Genomic DNA, 16,829 nt, shown 5'->3' with positions numbered 1-16,829 from the left:
CTGCGGCCGCCGGCCTTGCCCGGCGCGCCCCGCGACCCTCCGCCGGCCGCACCTGCCGGACGCTTCGACCGGCGACGCGCGCTTGCGCGTCGCGCGTGCATTTTTTCCTCAATTTTTCCGATCAGCGGCCGTTATACCGGGAGTCACGCAACCCGGCGGCCGCAGCGCGGCCGGCTCATCAGGATCGCGCATGTCCAACACACTCATGAACCTCGGCGTCAGCGGCCTGAATGCCGCGCTCTGGGGCCTCACGACGACCGGCAACAACATCAGCAACGCCGCGACGCCCGGCTATACGGTCGAGCGGCCGGTCTATGCCGAAACGAGCGGCCAGTACACGGGCAGCGGTTACATGCCGCAGGGCGTGAGCACCGTCACCGTGCAGCGCCAGTACAGCCAGTACCTGAGCGACCAGCTGAACACCGCGCAGACGCAGGGCGGCGCGCTGACGACGTGGTACACGCTCGTCGCGCAGCTGAACAACTACATCGGCAGCCCGACGGCGGGGATCTCGACCGGGATCACGAGCTACTTCACCGGGTTGCAGAACGTCGCGAACAACGCGTCCGACCCGTCGGTGCGCCAGACCGCGATCAGCAACGCGCAGACGCTGGCCAACCAGATCAACGCGGCCGGCCAGCAGTACGACGCGCTGCGCCAGAGCGTGAACACGCAGCTCACCAGCACCGTGTCGCAGATCAACACCTACACCGCGCAGATCGCGCAGCTGAACCAGCAGATCGCGGCGGCGAGCAGCCAGGGCCAGCCGCCGAACCAGCTGATGGACCAGCGCGACCTCGCGGTGTCGAACCTGTCGGGCCTCGCCGGCATCCAGGTCGTGCGCAACGACAGCGGCTACAGCGTGTTCATGTCGGGCGGCCAGCCGCTCGTCGTCGCCGACAAGAGCTACCAGCTCGCGACCGTCACGTCGCCGTCGGATCCGAGCGAGCTGACCGTCGTGTCGCAGGGGATCGCCGGCGCGAACCCGCAGGGGCCGAACCAGGCGCTGCCCGATTCGTCGCTGTCGGGCGGCACGCTCGGCGGCCTGCTCGCGTTCCGCAGCCAGACGCTCGACCCCGCGCAGGCCCAGCTCGGCGCGATCGCGACCAGCTTCGCCGCGCAGGTCAACGCGCAGAACGCGCTCGGCATCGACCTGTCGGGCAACCCGGGCGGCAACCTGTTCACGATGCCGTCGCCGACCGTGTACTCGAACCAGGGCAATACCGGCAACGCGTCGCTGTCCGTGTCGTTCGCGAACGCGTCGCAGCCGACGACGAGCGACTACACGCTGTCCTACGACGGCACGAACTACACGCTGACCGACCGCGCGAGCGGCGCGGTGGTCGACCAGAAGGCGGGGCCGATGCCGGTCTCGCTCGGCGGCCTGAATTTCTCGACCCCGTCGGGCTCGATGAACGCCGGCGACAAGTTCACCGTGCTGCCGACGCGCGGCGCGCTGAACGGCTTCGGCCTCGCGACGACGAGCGCATCGGCGATCGCGGCCGCCTCGCCGGCCGTCACGTCGGCGGCGAGCACCAACACCGGCACGGGCAAGATCACGCTGGGCGGCGTGACCGCGGGCTACCAGGTGCCGACGACCAAGCTGACCTACGACGCGACGGCGAAGACGCTGACGGGCTTCCCGGTCGGCACCACGGTGACGATCGGCACCACGCCGCCGACGTCGGTCACGATCAACAACCCGACGGACACCGTCCCGTACGACCCGGCAGCCGGCGCGACGATGACGATGTCGGGGACGGCCGCGGGCGCGCTCAACGGCGTGAGCGTCACGCTGTCCGGCGCACCGGCGACCGGCGACTCGTTCACGATCGGGCCGTACGCGGGCGGCACCAGCGACGGCTCCAACGCGCTCGCGCTGTCGAAGCTGGTCAACGCGAAGGCGCTCGGCAACGGCACGACGACGCTCACGGGTGCCTATGCGAGCTACGTGAACGGCATCGGCAACACGACGACCCAGCTGAAATCGTCGAGCGCCGCGCAGACCGGGCTGATCGGCCAGATCACCGAGGCGCAGCAGTCGGTGTCGGGCGTGAGCACGAACGAGGAAGCAGCCAACCTGATGCAGTACCAGCAGCTTTACCAGGCGAACGCGAAAGTGATCCAGACGGCGGCGACGCTGTTCCAGACCGTGCTCGGCCTGTTCAACTGACCGGATTCGAGGGATAGAAGCGATGCGGATTTCCAGCGCCCAGTTCTTCCAGCTGAACGTTTCCCAAATGAACGACCAGCAGGCCCAGCTCGCGCAGCTGTATCAGCAGATCTCGAGCGGCGTGAGCCTGCAGACGGCGGCCGACAACCCGGCCGGCGCGGCGCAGGCCGTGCAGCTGTCGATGACGTCGGCGACGCTGTCGCAGTACGCGACCAACCAGAATACGGCGCTCGCGTCGCTGCAGGCCGAGGACCAGACGCTGCAGAGCGTGAGCGGCGTGCTGACGAGCGCGCAGACGCTGCTCGTGCGCGCCGGCGACGGTTCGCTGTCCGACAGCGACCGCTCGGCGCTCGCGACGCAGCTGCAGGGTTACCGCGACCAGCTGATGACGCTCGCGAACACCAACGACGGCGCAGGCAACTACCTGTTCGCCGGCACGAAGAATTCGGCGGCGCCGTTTTCGACGACGCCGAGCGGCAGCGTCGCCTATGTCGGCGACACGGGGACGCGCCAGGTGCAGATCGCCGATTCGAGCACCGTGTCGCAGGGCGACACGGGCGCCGCCGTCTTCATGTCGGTGCCGGCGATCGGCAGCTCGCCGGTGCCGTCGGCCGGCGCGGGCAACACGGGCACCGGCACGATCGGCGCGGTCACGGTGACGAACCCGTCGATCGCGACGAACGGCCATCAGTACTCGATCACGTTCGGCGGCACGGCCGCCGCGCCGACCTACACGGTGACCGACAACTCGGCCAGCCCGCCGACCACCACGCCGGCGCAGGCCTATTCGGCGGGCTCGGCGATCTCGCTCGGCGGCGGGATGACGGTGGCGGTGTCGGGCACGCCGGCCGCCGGCGACACGTTCGCGGTCTCGCCCGCGCCGCAGGCGAGCGGCGGCTCCGACGTGTTCTCGACGCTCGACGCGATGATCTCGGCGCTGAAGACGCCCGTGACCGCCAATGCGGTGGCGGGCGCGGCGCTGAAGAATGCGCTGATGACGGGCTCGACCAAGCTCGGCAACACGATGCGCAACGTCACGACGATCCAGGCATCGGTCGGCGGCCGCGAGCAGGAAGTCAAGGCGATGCAGGCCGTCAACCAGACGGCGACGCTGCAGACGACCAGCAACCTGTCGGACCTGACCAGCACCAACATGGTCACGACGATCAGCCAGTACCTGCAGGTGCAGAACGCGCTGACCGGCGCGCAGAAGGCCTACGTGCAGCTGCAGAACATGTCGCTGTTCCAGTACATCAATCCCTGATGCACGGCGCGTCGGCAGCGATGTGAGCGCACGCTTGCATCGCCGCCGGCGCCATCCGCCGCCCGCGTGCCCTGCGCGGGCGGCCGCTTCACCGGGCCGCGCGGCCGCACGCCGCTTCGCATGCGCGGCACATGCGGCACTCAGCGTCGCACGCCTGTCAGCCCCGCCTGCCAGCCCCGCGCGTCAGCCCGCTTGCCAGCCCCATTTCCGCTCCGTAAACTCGCGCCAGATTCCAGACCGGCGCATCCTTGGCAGCCGGCGACCGACAGGAGCCCTTTCCCCATGTCCGATTCCTATTTCCCGCGCTGGCGGGTCCAGTCGACCGGCGCGGCATCGCGCGTGGTCGGCACCGACGAGCGCCTGCCGTGGCCGCAGATGGTCGCGATGGGCGTGCAGCACGTCGTCGCGATGTTCGGTTCGACCGTGCTCGCGCCGCTACTGATGGGCTTCGACCCGAACCTGTGCATCTTCATGTCGGGCATCGGCACGCTGCTGTTCTTCGTGCTGGTCGGCGGCCGCGTGCCGAGCTACCTCGGCTCGAGCTTCGCGTTCATCGGCCTCGTGATCGCGGTGACGGGCTACGGCGGCAGCGGCCCGAACCCGAACATTCCGGTCGCGCTCGGCGGGATCATCGCGTGCGGCGTGGTGTACGTCGCGATCGGCGCGCTGGTGCAGGCGATCGGCACGAACTGGATCGAGACGCTGATGCCGCCGGTCGTGACCGGCGCGGTCGTTGCGGTGATCGGGCTGAACCTCGCGCCGATCGCGGTGAAGGGTGTATCGGCGTCGACCTTCGACTCGGTGATGGCGCTCGTGACCGTACTGTGCGTCGGCGGCGTCGCGGTGTTCTCGCGCGGCATGGTGCAGCGCTTGCTGATCCTCGTCGGGCTGGTGATCGCCTACGCGATCTATGCGGTCGCGACCAACGGGATGGGGCTCGGCAAGCCGATCGATTTCTCGATCGTCGGGCAGGCGGCCTGGTTCGGGGTGCCGAGCTTCCGCGCGCCGGTGTTCGATCCGCACGCGATGCTGATGCTCGCGCCGATCGCGGTGATCCTGGTCGCGGAGAACCTCGGCCACATCAAGGCCGTCAGCGCGATGACGGGCACGAGCCTCGATCGCTACGTGGGCCGCGCGTTCATCGGCGACGGGCTCGCGACGATCGTGTCGGGCAGCGTCGGCGGCACCGGTGTGACGACCTACGCGGAGAACATCGGCGTGATGGCCGTCACGCGGATCTACTCGACGCTGGTGTTCGCGGTTGCCGCGGTGATCGCGATCGTGCTCGGTTTCTCGCCGAAATTCGGCGCGGTGATCCAGACGATCCCGGGCCCCGTGCTCGGCGGCGTGTCGATCGTCGTGTTCGGGCTGATCGCGGTGACGGGCGCGCGGATCTGGGTCGTCAACAAGGTCGACTTCTCCGACAACCGCAACCTGATCGTCGCGGCCGTCACGCTCGTGCTCGGCGCCGGCGACTTCTCGCTGAAGATCGGCGGCTTCGGGCTCGGCGGGATCGGCACCGCGACGTTCGGCGCGATCATCCTGTACGCGATCCTGCGCAAGGAAAAGGAACCGGGCCCGGTGGTCTGACCGCGAGCGGGCGGCGCCATGCCGCCCGCTGGCGCGCCCTCACGCGCCGGTATTCGACTGCGCCTGCAGCCACGCGCAAAACTGCGCGACGAGCGGATCGTCGGCCGGTGCGCGCGGCGCGATCCACCAGTAGCTGCGCGTCGCGATCCGCGGCCCGGGCAGCGGCATCACGAGCCGGCCGCTCGCGAGCTCGTCGTCGATCAGCGGCAACGGGCCGAGCGCGACGCCCAACCCGTCGACCGCTGCCTGCAGCGCCAGGTAGAAGTGGTCGAACGACTGCCGCTTGCGCCCCTTCATCGTCACGCCGGCCGCCGCGAACCAGTCGCGCCAGCCTTCCGGCCGCGTATCCGAATGCAGCAGCACGTGCCGCGCGAGATCGTCCGCGCGCGCGATCGGCGCGCGCTTGAGCAGCGCCGGGCTGCAGACCGGGATCACGCTTTCGTCGAGGAAGTGGCCGCTCGTGCAGTTCGGCCAGTGGCCGGGGCCGCGGCGGATCGCGACGTCGAAGCCGTTCAGCGTGTCGAGCGGCGCATTCGACGTCGACAGCTTCAGCTCGACGTTCGGCACGTCGCGCTGGAACCGCGACAGGCGCGGCAGCAGCCATTTCATCGCGAAGGTCGGTAGCGCGTTGATGCGCAGCACGCGCGCCGCGCCGGTGTTGCGCAGCTGCTCGGTCGCGTGCGCGATGCTGTCGAACGCCGCGCGCACGGTGTCCAGGTAGCGCCGGCCTTCGTCGGTGAGCTTCACGCGCTTGCCGTAGCGGTGGAACACGGGCTTGCCGAGCCACGCCTCGAACCCGGCAATCTGCCGGCTGATGGCACCATGAGTCACATGCAGCTCGTCGCCGGCGGCGCTGAAGCTTTCATGTCGTGCCGCGGCTTCAAAGGCCCGAAGCGCGGAAAAGGGCGGGAGATCGCGTGCCATGCTTGTGATTCTAGATCACAAGGGCGCGCCGATAAAATCGTTTTGCCACGATCCGGAACGGCGGTAACCTCGGTTCACCGTTTAGTGAGGAGCACCATGCAATCCGCTGTTCCACCTGCCGCCCCGCCGTCTGCCGCGGCGCCCCGCAGCGTCGGCCTCGCCGAGCTGTTCACCGGTTTCCTGTCGCTCGGCCTGATGTCGTTCGGCGGCGCGTTGCCGTTCGCGCGACGCACGATCGTCGACGAGCGCAAGTGGCTCTCCGCCGACGAATTCACCGATCTGCTCGGCCTGTGCCAGTTCCTGCCGGGCGGCAACGTGATCAACCTGTCGGTCGCCGTCGGCATGCGTTTTCGCGGCGTTGCCGGCGCGTTCGCCGGCATTCTCGGGCTGATCGCGGGCCCGACGCTCGTCGTCGTCGCGCTCGGCGTGCTGTACGCGAAGACGCAGAACGATCCGCACGTGCAGCACCTGTTCGCGGGGCTCGCGGCCGCGGCCGCCGGCCTGCTCGTCGCGATGGCCGTGAAGGTCGCGAAGCCATTGCGGCACGCACCGGCGGCGGCCGGCATCGCGGCGCTCGCGTTCGTCGCGATCGCGGTGCTGCGCATTCCGCTGCTGACCACGATGCTCGTGCTGACGCCTGTCAGCGTGTGGCTCGCGTCGCGCCGTCGCGACGCGGGCACGCCGCAGCCGGCGCAGGCCGCCGCGCGCGACACCCGGCCGGGAGACCGCCCATGACCGACACGCTGATCGCCATCGCGACGATCTTCAGCCAGCTATCGCTGCTCGCCTTCGGCGGCGGCAACACGATCCTGCCGGAGATGCAGCGGCAGGTCGTCGACGTGCATCACTGGATGAGCGCGCACGAGTTCACCGCGCTGTTCGCGCTGGCCCAGGCGGCGCCCGGGCCGAACATGATGATCGTGTCGCTGGTCGGCTGGCACGTGGCCGGCTGGGCCGGGCTGCTGGTCGCGTCGCTCGCGAAGTTCGGGCCGTCGTCGATCGTCACCGTGCTCGCGCTGCATGCGTGGGAGCGCTTTCGCGACCGGCCGTGGCGCCGCTACGTGCAGCAGGGGATGATGCCCGTCACGGCCGGGCTCGTCGCGGCAAGCGCGGTGCTGATCTCCGAGGCATCGAACCGTACGGCCATCCAGTGGGGCATCACGGCCGCGTGCGCGGTGCTCGCGTGGCGCACGCGCATCCATCCGCTGTGGCTGCTCGCCGGCGGCGCGCTGATCGGGCTCACGGGCATCGGGCAGTGAGCGGCCTGCAGGCTACCGCGACGCCGGCCGCTCGCTGTTCACGAGGCCGAGCAGCCGGCCGCGCTCGCTGCCGACGTCGTCCGTCACGGCCGGCCAGTCGAGCACGAAACCCGCATCGAGCGCGTCGCGCGTGATCGCGCCGTAATCGGCCTTCCCGACCTTGCCGCCTTGCAACGCGTCGGCCACCTCGTGCTTCAGCTTCGGCGTGAACGACGGATAGGCGGCCGTGAGTGCCGCGTACTGGCGCGCATCGATCTCGCCCGATTCGCGGTTGAACGCCCAGACGGCCACCAGCACGATCGCGGCGAACGGGATCACGGTAAAGCGCAGGAAGAACTTCGCGAGTGTCATTCGAAGGCTCGGTGAAGTGGCGCGGGGCGGCGGACGGGGCACAATCGGGCCCGGTCGGCCCGGTATACTCGGCCGGTCTTCCGGCGGCGAGCACCGCCCGGCCGACAGGCTCCGGCACGCGGCGATGCGCGGCGGGAATCCGCCCCCCGACGGCGAGCATTATATTGGCGCGCGGCATGCCGGCGATGCCCGGCCGCGCAGCGCCGGCGGCGTTTCGCGCTCGCCGGCAGAACTGAATTTCGCACCGCCCGCCGCGCGCGGCCGGGCGGCGCGCACCACGGGAGGATCGATGGATCTCGACGGCGCCAGCCGCAATCTCACCGTCGCCGCATTGCTCACGCTGTCCGGCGGCTACCTCGACGCGTACACGTACGTCGGCCACGGCCACGTGTTCGCGAACACGATGACCGGCAACGTCGCGCTGCTCGGCATCAACCTGTCGGCCGGCGAATGGGCCGCCGCGCTGCATCACGTGCCGCCGCTCGTCGGCTTCGTGATCGCGGTGTTCGTCGCGCACCTGCTCGGCCTCGCCGCGCAGCGCGGCTGGATGCGGCACACGGCGTTCGCGAGCCTGATCGTCGAGATTGCGTTTCTCGGCGTCGCCGCGAGCGGCCTCGTCGGCGCGTCGAGCGCGTGGCTGATCCCGGGCATCTCGTTCGTCGCGACGCTGCAGACGCTGTCCTTCACCCATCTCGAGGAACTGTCGTACACGTCGGTGATGACGACCGGCAACCTGCGGCGCGCCGCGCAGAAGCTGTTCGTCGGGCTGATCCCGCGCCATGACGCGGGCGCGCTGCACGACTCGGCGCTGCTCGCGACGATCAGCTTCTGCTTCCTGGCCGGCGCGGTGGTCGGCGGCCTCGTGACGCGGCTCGCGCCGGACGTCGCGCTGTGGGGCGCCGTGCTGCTGCTCGTCGGCGCATTCGCGGAAATCGTGCGGCGCGCGTGGCGCCGGCACACGGCCGACGGCGGGCCGGCGGCGGCGTGACCGCGCACCCCGCGGGCGCCTTCGTGCGCCCGTCCGTTCCGCGGCGCCGGCCGCGCGATCCTTACAGACCCGACGCACCGTAAGCCGCGCGGCCGGTTGCTGCCGCGCAGCGCCTGCCGCCCGCCGGACAAGCGTCCCACGCGTAACGTTGTGCGCGGGCGACAGTTCCGCCATTACCGCGCATTTCAATTTCTTTCAGCGATCGCACTCGTCATATGATTCAGCCCACATCGCGCGCGCCAAGAACGTGAGCGATCGCCACCCGGCTGCGCACGCGGCCGGCCATGAATGGAGACACCTACAAAAAGGAAAGCTCATGAAGCAGACCACCCGACTCGCAGCCATCGCAGGGGGCGCCGCGCTCGCATTTGCCAGCCAGTACGCGGCCGCACAAAGCTCGGTCACGCTCTGGGGCGTCGCCGACGCCAGCATCCGTTACCTGACCAACGCCAACGCCAAGAACGACGGCCTGCTGTCGATGACCAACGGCGCGATCACGAACAGCCGCTTCGGCATCTACGGCACGGAAGACCTCGGCGGCGGCCTGAAGGCCGTGTTCAACCTCGAAAGCGGCGTGAACCTGCAGAACGGCGCATTCGCCGACAGCGGCCGCCTGTTCAACCGCGCAGCGTACGTCGGCCTGCAGAGCCCGTACGGCACGGTGACCCTCGGCCGCCAGAAGACGCCGCTGTTCGACCTGCTGTCGGATACCTACGATCCGCTGACGGTCGGCAACTACCTCGAAAACGCGTGGCTGCCGGTCGCACTCGGCGGCGGCCTGTATGCGGACAACCAGATCAAGTACACGGGCAAGTTCGAAGGCCTGACCGCGAAGGCGATGTACTCGACCGGCACCAACTACGAGTCGACCGGCGCCGGCGGCTTCTCGGGCCAGATCCCGGGCTCGCTCGGCAAGGGCAATGCGTGGGGCGTGTCGCTGTCGTACGTGATGGGTCCGCTCAGCATCGCGGCCGGCGCGCAGCAGAACAGCGACAACTCGGCACGCAAGCAGACGATCTACCACGCGAACGTCGTGTACGCGTTCAGCAAGGCGAAGATCTACGCGGGCTACCTGCGCTCGAAGGACGACACCGGCTTCGTCGACAGCCTGCTCGCGCAGCAGTCGATTCCGGTGGCGAAGGGCACGGGCCGGATCGACGACGGTCCGTTCGCGGGCGTGAGCTGGCAGGTCAGCGCACCGCTGACGCTGACGGGCGCGTTCTACTACGACCACATGCGCAACGCGATGACCACGAACGGCACGCTCGCGAGCGGCAACCGCTATGCGATCGTCGGCATCGCCGAGTACGCACTGAGCAAGCGCACCGAAGTCTACGGCACCGTCGACTTCAACAAGACGAACGGCGCGGCGAACGTCGAGCTGCCGGGTCGCAGCAACCAGACCGGCATCGCGATCGGCCTGCGCAATATCTTCTGACGAACGTCGGAACGCATGCGCCGGCATGGGCCCGGCGCGCATCGAAGAGGCGCCGCAAGGCGCCTCTTTTTTTTCGTCACGCGACCTTCATACGCGCGCACGAGTATTCGGCAATCGCTCCATTGCGGAAGTCCCGCGCCGTAAGCGTTCCGTCGGCATTCCAGAACATACTTTTACAGTACGCGCGAAGGCTTTCCGCTACGCTGCGAGCATCGCCCGCTGCGTGCCGTCAGGCCCGCGCGTGCGTCGTTCCGGTGGCGCTCGGCGAGCGCGGCCGGCCAGGTGCGTAACTTGTGTATCCGGTGATGACAATCGCGGTCTGCCGGTTTTTTTCGTGGGACGATGCGCTCACGATTTTCTTGAAAGGGGATGACGATGGGTATCCTGGACACCGTGGGTGAAATCGCTGGCGCAGTCGCAGCCGTCGAAGGCGCGGAAAAGCTGGATCCGGATGCGGGCCTGCTGACCAAGGCGGCTGCAGCCGTCGCCGGTTTCAAGGGCGCCGAGGCAGTCGAAGGTCTGCTCGAGAAGAAGAAGGAAGAGCAGCCCCAGCAGCAGGCGGACGACACGCAGGCGACGGACGGCAGCGACACGTCGCAGGCATGAGCATGGCGGCTGGTCCGGCCGCGGGCGCGCCCTTCGCGCGCCCGGGCGGACCGGTGCCGCGCAGCCGGCAGGTCGGGCATGCGGTCGATCGGTGACGCATGACACACCCGGCAGCTGGTTTGACCGGCGAGAGGCCACGTCTCTCGCCGTTTTTTATTGGGCGCGCGCCTGGTCGCGCCGTGCTCCGCACGAATCCCCGAATCTTGCTATCGTGCCTTCATCCGAACTGCGATGAGGGAATGCGATGGATTTCGACTACGACCTGTTCGTCATCGGCGCCGGCTCCGGCGGCGTGAGGCTCGCGCGGATGTCCGCGTCATACGGCGCACGCGTCGGCATAGCGGAAGAAGAGCAGATCGGCGGCACCTGCGTGCTGCGCGGCTGCATCCCGAAGAAGCTGCTCGTCTACGCATCGCACTATCCGCATGAAGTCGAGGACGCGAAGGGCTTCGGCTGGACCTTCGGCGCCGGCACGCTCGACTGGTCCGCGCTGATCGCCGCGAAGGATCGCGAGATCAACCGGCTCAGCGACATCTACATCAACCTGTTGCGGCAATCGGGCGTCGACATGCACGCGGGCCGCGCGACGCTCGTCGATGCGCACACCGTCGCAATCGGCGAACGCAGCATTCGCGCGCGGCATATCGCGATCGCGACCGGCTCGCGCCCGTCGTCGCCGGCGCGGCCCGGCATCGAGCACACGATCACGTCGCGCGAGGCGCTGTCGCTCGCGACGTGCCCCAAGCGCATCGCAGTGGTCGGCGGCGGCTATATCGCGGTCGAGTTCGCAGGCATCTTCAACGGCTTCGGCAGTCACGTCGACCTGTTCTATCGCGGCGAGAAGATCCTGCGCGGCTTCGACGACGACGTGCGCCAGTTCCTGACCGACGAGATGACGAAGCAGGGTGTCGCGATCCACGCGCGCGCGGTGGTCGAGTCGATCGAGCGCGCGGACGACGGCACGTTGAGCGTGCGCGTCGGCGATGCGCGGCACGGGCCGTACGACCAGGTGCTCTATGCGACCGGCCGCGTGCCGAACGTCGACGGGCTCGGACTCGAACAGGCGGGCGTGATGCTCGACGCGCGCGGCGCAATTGCGGTCGATGCGTATTCGGCGACGTCGGTGCCGTCGATCCACGCGATCGGCGACGTGACGTCGCGGCCGCAGCTCACGCCGGTCGCGACGCGCGACGGCGGGCTGCTCGCGCGCACGCTGTTCGGCGGGGCGCGGGTCGCGGCCGATCATGGCTTCGTACCGTCGGCCGTGTTCAGCCAGCCCGAGGTCGCGACGGTCGGCCAGACCGAAGCCGACGCGCGTCACGCGCACGGCGAGGTCGACATCTACCGTACGTCGTTCAAGGCGCTGCGCCATACGCTGTCGGGCCGCGACGAGCGCACGATGATGAAGCTCGTCGTCGCGCGCGACAGCCAGCGCGTGGTCGGTGCGCACATGGTCGGCCGCGACGCGGGCGAGATCATCCAGGGGATTGCGATCGCCATTCGCGCGGGCGCGACGAAGGCGCAGTTCGACGACACGATCGGTATTCATCCGACCGCAGCGGAGGAATTCGTGACGATGCGGCAGAAGGTGGCCGACTAGCGGGAGCGGCGTGTATTCGCACCGGCCGGGAGGGGGCGGCCGCGCTTCGGCGCGGCCGTTTCTCGTTGGTGCGTACGTCGCTCAATGCACGCCGAACGCGTCGAGCATCCGGTACCAGCTCATCGCGAGCACCAGTGCCGGCGTACGCAGCGTCTCGCCGCCGGGGAAGTCGCGATGCCGGATCTTGTCGAACAGGTCGAAGCGGCTCGCCTGTCCGTTGATCGCTTCGGCGATCAGCTTGCCCGCGAGCGCGGTCGTGTTCACGCCGTGCCCCGAAAACCCCTGCGCGAAGTACATCGTCGGCGCGATCCGGCCGAAGTGCGGTGCGCGGTTCATCGTGATGTCGACGAAGCCGCCCCATGCATAGTCGACCTTCACGTCCGCGAGTTGCGGGAACGTCTTCAGCATGTCCGCACGCATCGCCGCGGCGAGGTCGCGCGGCTCCCGCGTCGAGTAGCTGACCTTGCCGCCCCACACGAGCCGGGTGTCGGGCGCCGGCCGGAAATAGTCGAGCACGAAGCGGCTGTCACAGATCGCCGCGCGTGCGGGCATCAGCGCGGCGGCGCGCGCTTCGCCGAGCGGCTCGGTCGCGATCACGTAGGTGCCGACCGGCATGATCTTCTTCGACAGCGCGGGCGCGAGCGTGCCGATGTAGGTGTTGCATGCGAGCACGACGAAGCGCGCACGCACGTTGCCGCCGCTCGTCTCGACGACGTGGCCGCCCGACACGTCGCGCACGCGTGTCACGCAGCTGTCCTCGTGGATGCGCACGCCCGCGTCGGTCGCCGCACGCGCGAGGCCGAGCGTGTAGTTGAGCGGATGCAGGTGGCCGCTGTCGGGGTCGTACAGCCCGCCGCAATAGCGGGCCGACTGCACGTAGTCGCCGAGTTCCTCGGCTTCGACGAAGTGAAAGCGGTCGTAGCCGAAGCGTTTCGCGGCTTCGTCGCGCCAGCGCTTCAGCGAATCGGCGTCGCGCTCGGTGTTCGCCGCGGTCAGGTAGCCGGGCACCAGCGCGCAGTCGATGTCGTGCTGCGCGATGCGCGACTTCACGAGCGACAGCGTTTCGAGCCCCATGTCCCACATGCGCTTCACGTCGCCTTCCGGCATGAACTGCCCGAACGTGTCGATGTCGCACGCAAAGCCGCCGATCAGCTGGCCGCCGTTGCGGCCGCTCGCCGCCCATCCGACCCGCGACGCTTCGAGCACGGTCACCGAATGGCCGCGCTCGGCGAGGTTGAGCGCGGCGGACAGGCCCGTGAGGCCCGCGCCGATCACGCACACGTCGGCGTCGATCGTGCCGGCAAGCGGCGCGTGGCGGGTCGTATCGTTGGCGGTCGCCGCGTAGTAGGACGCGACGTGCGGCTGGTTGGCGAATGTCTGCATGGTCAGGAGAACGGAGAAAGGGGGCTTAGAACAGTTCACGCACGCGGTGGTACAGCATCCCGAGTTCGAGCGCGGGTTGCCGCCATGCGTCGCCGCCGGGAAAGCGCCGGTGACGCACGCGCGCAAACAGGTCGAACGCGCGCGTGTCGCCCGCGATCGCACCGGCGATCGCGCGTCCGGCTATGCCGGTGAGCGCGACGCCGTGCCCGCTGAAGCCCTGGACGTAGAAGAAGTTCGGATCGAGTGCGCCGAAGTCCGGCGCGCGGTTGCGCGTGACGTCGACGAAGCCGCCCCACGCGTGGTCGACGCGCACGTCGCCGAGCTGCGGGAACACGCCGACCATGCGCTGCCGGATCGCTTCGGCGAGCGTGGCGGGCGACGCGCCGGCCGAGTTCGCGCGGCCGCCGAACAGCATCCGATGGTCGGCCGAGAGCCGGAAATAGTCGAGGAAGAAATTGTTGTCGCACACGGCTTCGCGCCGGGCGATCAGTGCGTCGGCGCGCGCCTGGCCGAGCGGCTCGGTTGCGATGATGTACGACGCGATCGGTGCGATGCGGGCGGCGGTCGCGGCGGGCAGGATGCCGCCGGGCCCCGCGTTGCAGCACGACACGACGTGGCGGCAGCGCACCTCGCCCGACGGCGTGCGCACGACGGGCCGCGCGCCGCGCACGACGTCGAGCGCCGGCGTGTGCGCATACAGCGCGACGCCTTCGCGGCGCGCGGCGTCGGCGAGGCCGAGGCAGTACTTGAGCGGATGCAGGTGGCCCGACAGCGGGTCGTGCACGCCGGCCAGATAGCGCGTCGATGCAATGCGTGCGTGGATCTCGCCGGTGTCGAGCCACGCGAGCGACGGATGGCCCCAGCGCGACGTCGCGGCCTCCATCCACGCGCGCAGGTCGTCGATGCGGCGCGGCTTCGTCGCGACCGTCAGATAGCCGCGCGTGAAGTCGCAGTCGATCCCGTAGCGCGCGATGCGTTCGGCGATCAGCGCGACGCCGTCGAGCGACAGCGACCACGCGGCACGCGCGCCGTCGGCGCCGAGCTGCTGCTCGATCACCTCGTCCTTCGCGAAGCCCGTGATGGCCTGGCCGCCGTTGCGGCCCGACGCGCCCCAGCCGGGCCGGTGCGCATCGAGCACGGCGACGGACAGCCCGCGCGCGCGACAGTCGAGCGCCGTCGACAGGCCCGCGAAGCCGGCGCCGATCACGCAGACGTCGACGTCGATCGCATCGTCGAGCACGGGGTCGTCCACGGCGGGGCGCACGGCCGTTGCTTCGTAGTACGAGTCGCGCGCGAGCGCATCGGCGCGGCGGGTGAAAGACTGCGTCATGAAACCGGCTCCCTCGAAAAGGCTGCAACCTGCCCGCAGCCACCCCTGAAAACGGCGCGGGACGCCGTGCGCGCGGCACGGCGTCCCGCGTGTGCTGCGTCAGAACGAATAGATGAACTGCGTGGCGAGCAGGTCGTTGGACTTGCCGTACGAACCGTCGTTGCGCAGGAACACCTTGTTGTTCGCCCAGTCGTGCCGGTATTCGACCTTCACGGTGATCTGCTGGGTCGGATAGAACAGCAGGTCGAGCGCGACGTCCTGGCGGATCGCCCCCTTGCACTCGAAGCCGAGGCCGCCGCCGGCCTTCGACGTCGCGAGGCAGTCCGAATCGACGCCGAAGCCGTTGCTCGGATCCATCCCGTTGCCGTTCAGCGCGATGCCGCCGCCGCCGCCGCCGTTCTTGCTGTTGACGAGCGCATCGTAGCGCAGCGTCACGCCCATGCGGCCGACCACCGGCGCGTTGAACTTGCGGTGCGCGAGCAGCGACAGCCCGTACCACTGCGCGAGTCCGCCGTTGAACGCCGCATGCTGCTGCTGGCCGTAGTCGACTTCGGCGTTGTACTGGATATCGGCGAGCGTGTAGGTCGCGTCGAGTTCGCCGAAGAAGAACGAACCGTAGGCCTTCGGCGCGGCGCCGCCCGGGCCGTAGTGCACGACGCCCTGATCGTCGATCGCGCTGGCCAGCGTCTGCCGCCCGATGTTGATCGACCCGCCGATGTCAAGCGCGCTCGACCACGTGTAGTCCGCGCGCGCGGTGAAGGTCGGCACCTTGTTGCTGGTGGTGATCGGGTCGCCGAGCGCATTGGTGCCCGTCTGCGTGACCGAGCCGTACGTGCGGTACTGCTCGTTGCCGACGAAGAACTTCCACGCCCAGTTGCCCTTCGTGTAGTTCGCACCGGCGCCGACGTAGCTGCCCGGATCCGAGAAATCGTACAGCAGGTTGTGCGTGAGCGTGAGCATCTGGTTCGACTGCTGCACCTCGTAGCCGCCGAAGCTCGGGATCAAGCCGGCGACCAGCGTCGTCTCGGCGGTGATCGGTACGTTGATGACGGCCGTGTTCAGCAGGTTGTCGGTGATCGAGCCGCGCGAGTTCTGCAGCAGTGTGATGCCGTTGCCGCGGTTCGGCATCAACGTGATCTCGGCCGACGGCGCCATCGGGCCGACGCCGAACGTCTTCTTGATGTCGAGGTAGAGATCGCCGAACGTGCTGTTGAAGTAGTTGTATGCGTTCTCGTGGTTCGCGAACAGGAACGACGACGTGCCGGCCGCGCGGTTGTAGATGTAGGTCGGGTCGATGTAGCCCGTGACCGACAGGCCGGCCAGCGGGCCCGTGTTGGCCGCGTCGGTCAGCGAATCGACCTTCAGCTGCTGGTTGGCGATCTGCTGCTTCATTTCGCCGACTTCGTCGTTGGTCAGCGTGGCCTGCGCCTTGCCATAGTCCGGCGAGCCCGGGTCGACGGCTACGGCGACCGGCGCTGCTCCGGCCTTCGCGCCAGCCGTCGCTGCCGTGGCGCCGCCCGGCTTCGCGGAAAGCTGCGCCTGCATCGCCTTCATCTGTTTCTGCAGCGCCGCGACCTGCGCCTGCAGCGCCTTGATCTCGGCGGATGTCGAGTCGGCCAGCGCGATGCCCGGCAACGCGCCGGCCACCAGCAGGCAGATCAGTTTCTTCTTCATTGCGGATTCTCCTTGTCGTGCGCCTGTCAAATCGGGATCGAATCGCGCGCCCCCCTGGGGCAGCGCGTCTTGCTTGTCTGCAGTGCTTGTTATCCTTGAAACGGGAGGTGCGTCGTCAGGCTGCCGCGAACGCCGCCTTCAAGTCGGCCATCCGGCGCCGCTCGCGCGCGATCATCATCCGGTTCACGACGATCACGCCGATCGTCACGGCCGTGATGAACAGCGTCGCCAGTGCGTTCATCTCCGGGT

Annotated in this window: 14 protein-coding genes and 1 pseudogene; 9 read left to right on the top strand and 6 right to left on the bottom strand. The window is 69.0% G+C overall.

The window, feature by feature from the left end; translation table 11 throughout:
- Nucleotides 1-190 precede the first annotated feature (190 nt).
- From flgK to HWX87_RS30640, 3 genes are all read left to right on the top strand, one after another.
- Nucleotides 191-2,173: a flagellar hook-associated protein FlgK gene (gene flgK / locus HWX87_RS30650; RefSeq protein ID WP_176050729.1), complete on the top strand. Its 1,983-nt coding sequence runs from the start codon at nucleotides 191-193 to the stop codon at nucleotides 2,171-2,173.
- A gap of 22 nt (nucleotides 2,174-2,195) precedes the next feature.
- Nucleotides 2,196-3,437 (top strand): flagellar hook-associated protein FlgL, encoded by a 1,242-nt coding sequence (flgL, locus tag HWX87_RS30645; protein ID WP_176050728.1) that lies wholly within the window; start codon nucleotides 2,196-2,198, stop codon nucleotides 3,435-3,437.
- A gap of 282 nt (nucleotides 3,438-3,719) precedes the next feature.
- A complete protein-coding gene (locus HWX87_RS30640; protein WP_176050727.1) occupies nucleotides 3,720-5,027 on the top strand; it encodes a solute carrier family 23 protein in 1,308 nt (435 codons plus the stop codon).
- A gap of 39 nt (nucleotides 5,028-5,066) precedes the next feature.
- Here the strand turns inward: HWX87_RS30640 and HWX87_RS30635 are convergent, their stop codons facing one another.
- A complete protein-coding gene (locus HWX87_RS30635) occupies nucleotides 5,067-5,951 on the bottom strand; it encodes a transcriptional regulator GcvA (RefSeq protein ID WP_176050726.1) in 885 nt (294 codons plus the stop codon).
- A 96-nt stretch (nucleotides 5,952-6,047) separates the two neighbouring features.
- Here HWX87_RS30635 and HWX87_RS30630 point away from each other — a divergent pair, with 96 nt between their 5' ends.
- Together HWX87_RS30630 and HWX87_RS30625 are read left to right on the top strand one after the other, a co-directional pair.
- Nucleotides 6,048-6,686 (top strand): chromate transporter, encoded by a 639-nt coding sequence (locus tag HWX87_RS30630; RefSeq protein WP_176050725.1) that lies wholly within the window; start codon nucleotides 6,048-6,050, stop codon nucleotides 6,684-6,686.
- Nucleotides 6,683-7,210, top strand: a complete 528-nt coding sequence (locus HWX87_RS30625; RefSeq protein WP_176050724.1) for a chromate transporter — start codon at nucleotides 6,683-6,685, stop codon at nucleotides 7,208-7,210. Before HWX87_RS30630 ends, HWX87_RS30625 begins: the two co-directional genes overlap by 4 nt.
- A 12-nt stretch (nucleotides 7,211-7,222) precedes the next feature.
- On the opposite strand, the gene HWX87_RS30620 is transcribed toward HWX87_RS30625, so the two are convergent.
- Nucleotides 7,223-7,561 (bottom strand): hypothetical protein, encoded by a 339-nt coding sequence (locus tag HWX87_RS30620; protein WP_176050723.1) that lies wholly within the window; start codon nucleotides 7,559-7,561, stop codon nucleotides 7,223-7,225.
- 289 nt (nucleotides 7,562-7,850) lie between these two features.
- Between HWX87_RS30620 and HWX87_RS30615 the strand changes: the two genes are divergently transcribed.
- The 4 genes from HWX87_RS30615 to gor all read left to right on the top strand — a co-directional run bounded on the left by HWX87_RS30615 (nucleotide 7,851) and on the right by gor (nucleotide 12,193).
- Nucleotides 7,851-8,549: a YoaK family protein gene (locus HWX87_RS30615; RefSeq protein ID WP_176050722.1), complete on the top strand. Its 699-nt coding sequence runs from the start codon at nucleotides 7,851-7,853 to the stop codon at nucleotides 8,547-8,549.
- Between the two features lie 316 nt (nucleotides 8,550-8,865).
- Nucleotides 8,866-9,987, top strand: coding sequence for a porin (locus HWX87_RS30610; protein WP_011353454.1), 1,122 nt, complete (start codon nucleotides 8,866-8,868; stop codon nucleotides 9,985-9,987).
- Nucleotides 9,988-10,362: 375 nt separating this feature from the next.
- Nucleotides 10,363-10,593: a hypothetical protein gene (locus tag HWX87_RS30605; RefSeq protein ID WP_176050721.1), complete on the top strand. Its 231-nt coding sequence runs from the start codon at nucleotides 10,363-10,365 to the stop codon at nucleotides 10,591-10,593.
- 244 nt (nucleotides 10,594-10,837) lie between these two features.
- A complete protein-coding gene (gor, locus tag HWX87_RS30600; protein WP_176050720.1) occupies nucleotides 10,838-12,193 on the top strand; it encodes a glutathione-disulfide reductase in 1,356 nt (451 codons plus the stop codon).
- Between the two features lie 81 nt (nucleotides 12,194-12,274).
- On the opposite strand, the gene HWX87_RS30595 is transcribed toward gor, so the two are convergent.
- The 4 genes and pseudogenes from HWX87_RS30595 to HWX87_RS30580 form a co-directional block, all read right to left on the bottom strand.
- Complete coding sequence (locus HWX87_RS30595; RefSeq protein ID WP_176050719.1) at nucleotides 12,275-13,576, bottom strand: FAD-binding oxidoreductase; 1,302 nt, start codon at nucleotides 13,574-13,576, stop codon at nucleotides 12,275-12,277.
- Between the two features lie 25 nt (nucleotides 13,577-13,601).
- A complete protein-coding gene (locus HWX87_RS30590) occupies nucleotides 13,602-14,906 on the bottom strand; it encodes an FAD-dependent oxidoreductase (RefSeq protein WP_176050718.1) in 1,305 nt (434 codons plus the stop codon).
- Between the two features lie 99 nt (nucleotides 14,907-15,005).
- Nucleotides 15,006-16,580 carry a DUF3138 family protein gene (locus tag HWX87_RS30585; RefSeq protein ID WP_176050717.1) on the bottom strand — a complete coding sequence of 525 codons (1,575 nt, stop codon included), beginning with the start codon at nucleotides 16,578-16,580 and terminating at the stop codon, nucleotides 15,006-15,008.
- A gap of 115 nt (nucleotides 16,581-16,695) precedes the next feature.
- A pseudogene (locus tag HWX87_RS30580) lies at nucleotides 16,696-16,829 on the bottom strand (putrescine ABC transporter permease PotI); the annotation flags it as partial.

This window comes from Burkholderia sp. BCC1644 (assembly GCF_902833225.1).
Taxonomy (GTDB): domain Bacteria; phylum Pseudomonadota; class Gammaproteobacteria; order Burkholderiales; family Burkholderiaceae; genus Burkholderia.
This window is presented reverse-complemented; position numbering and strand designations above follow the sequence as displayed.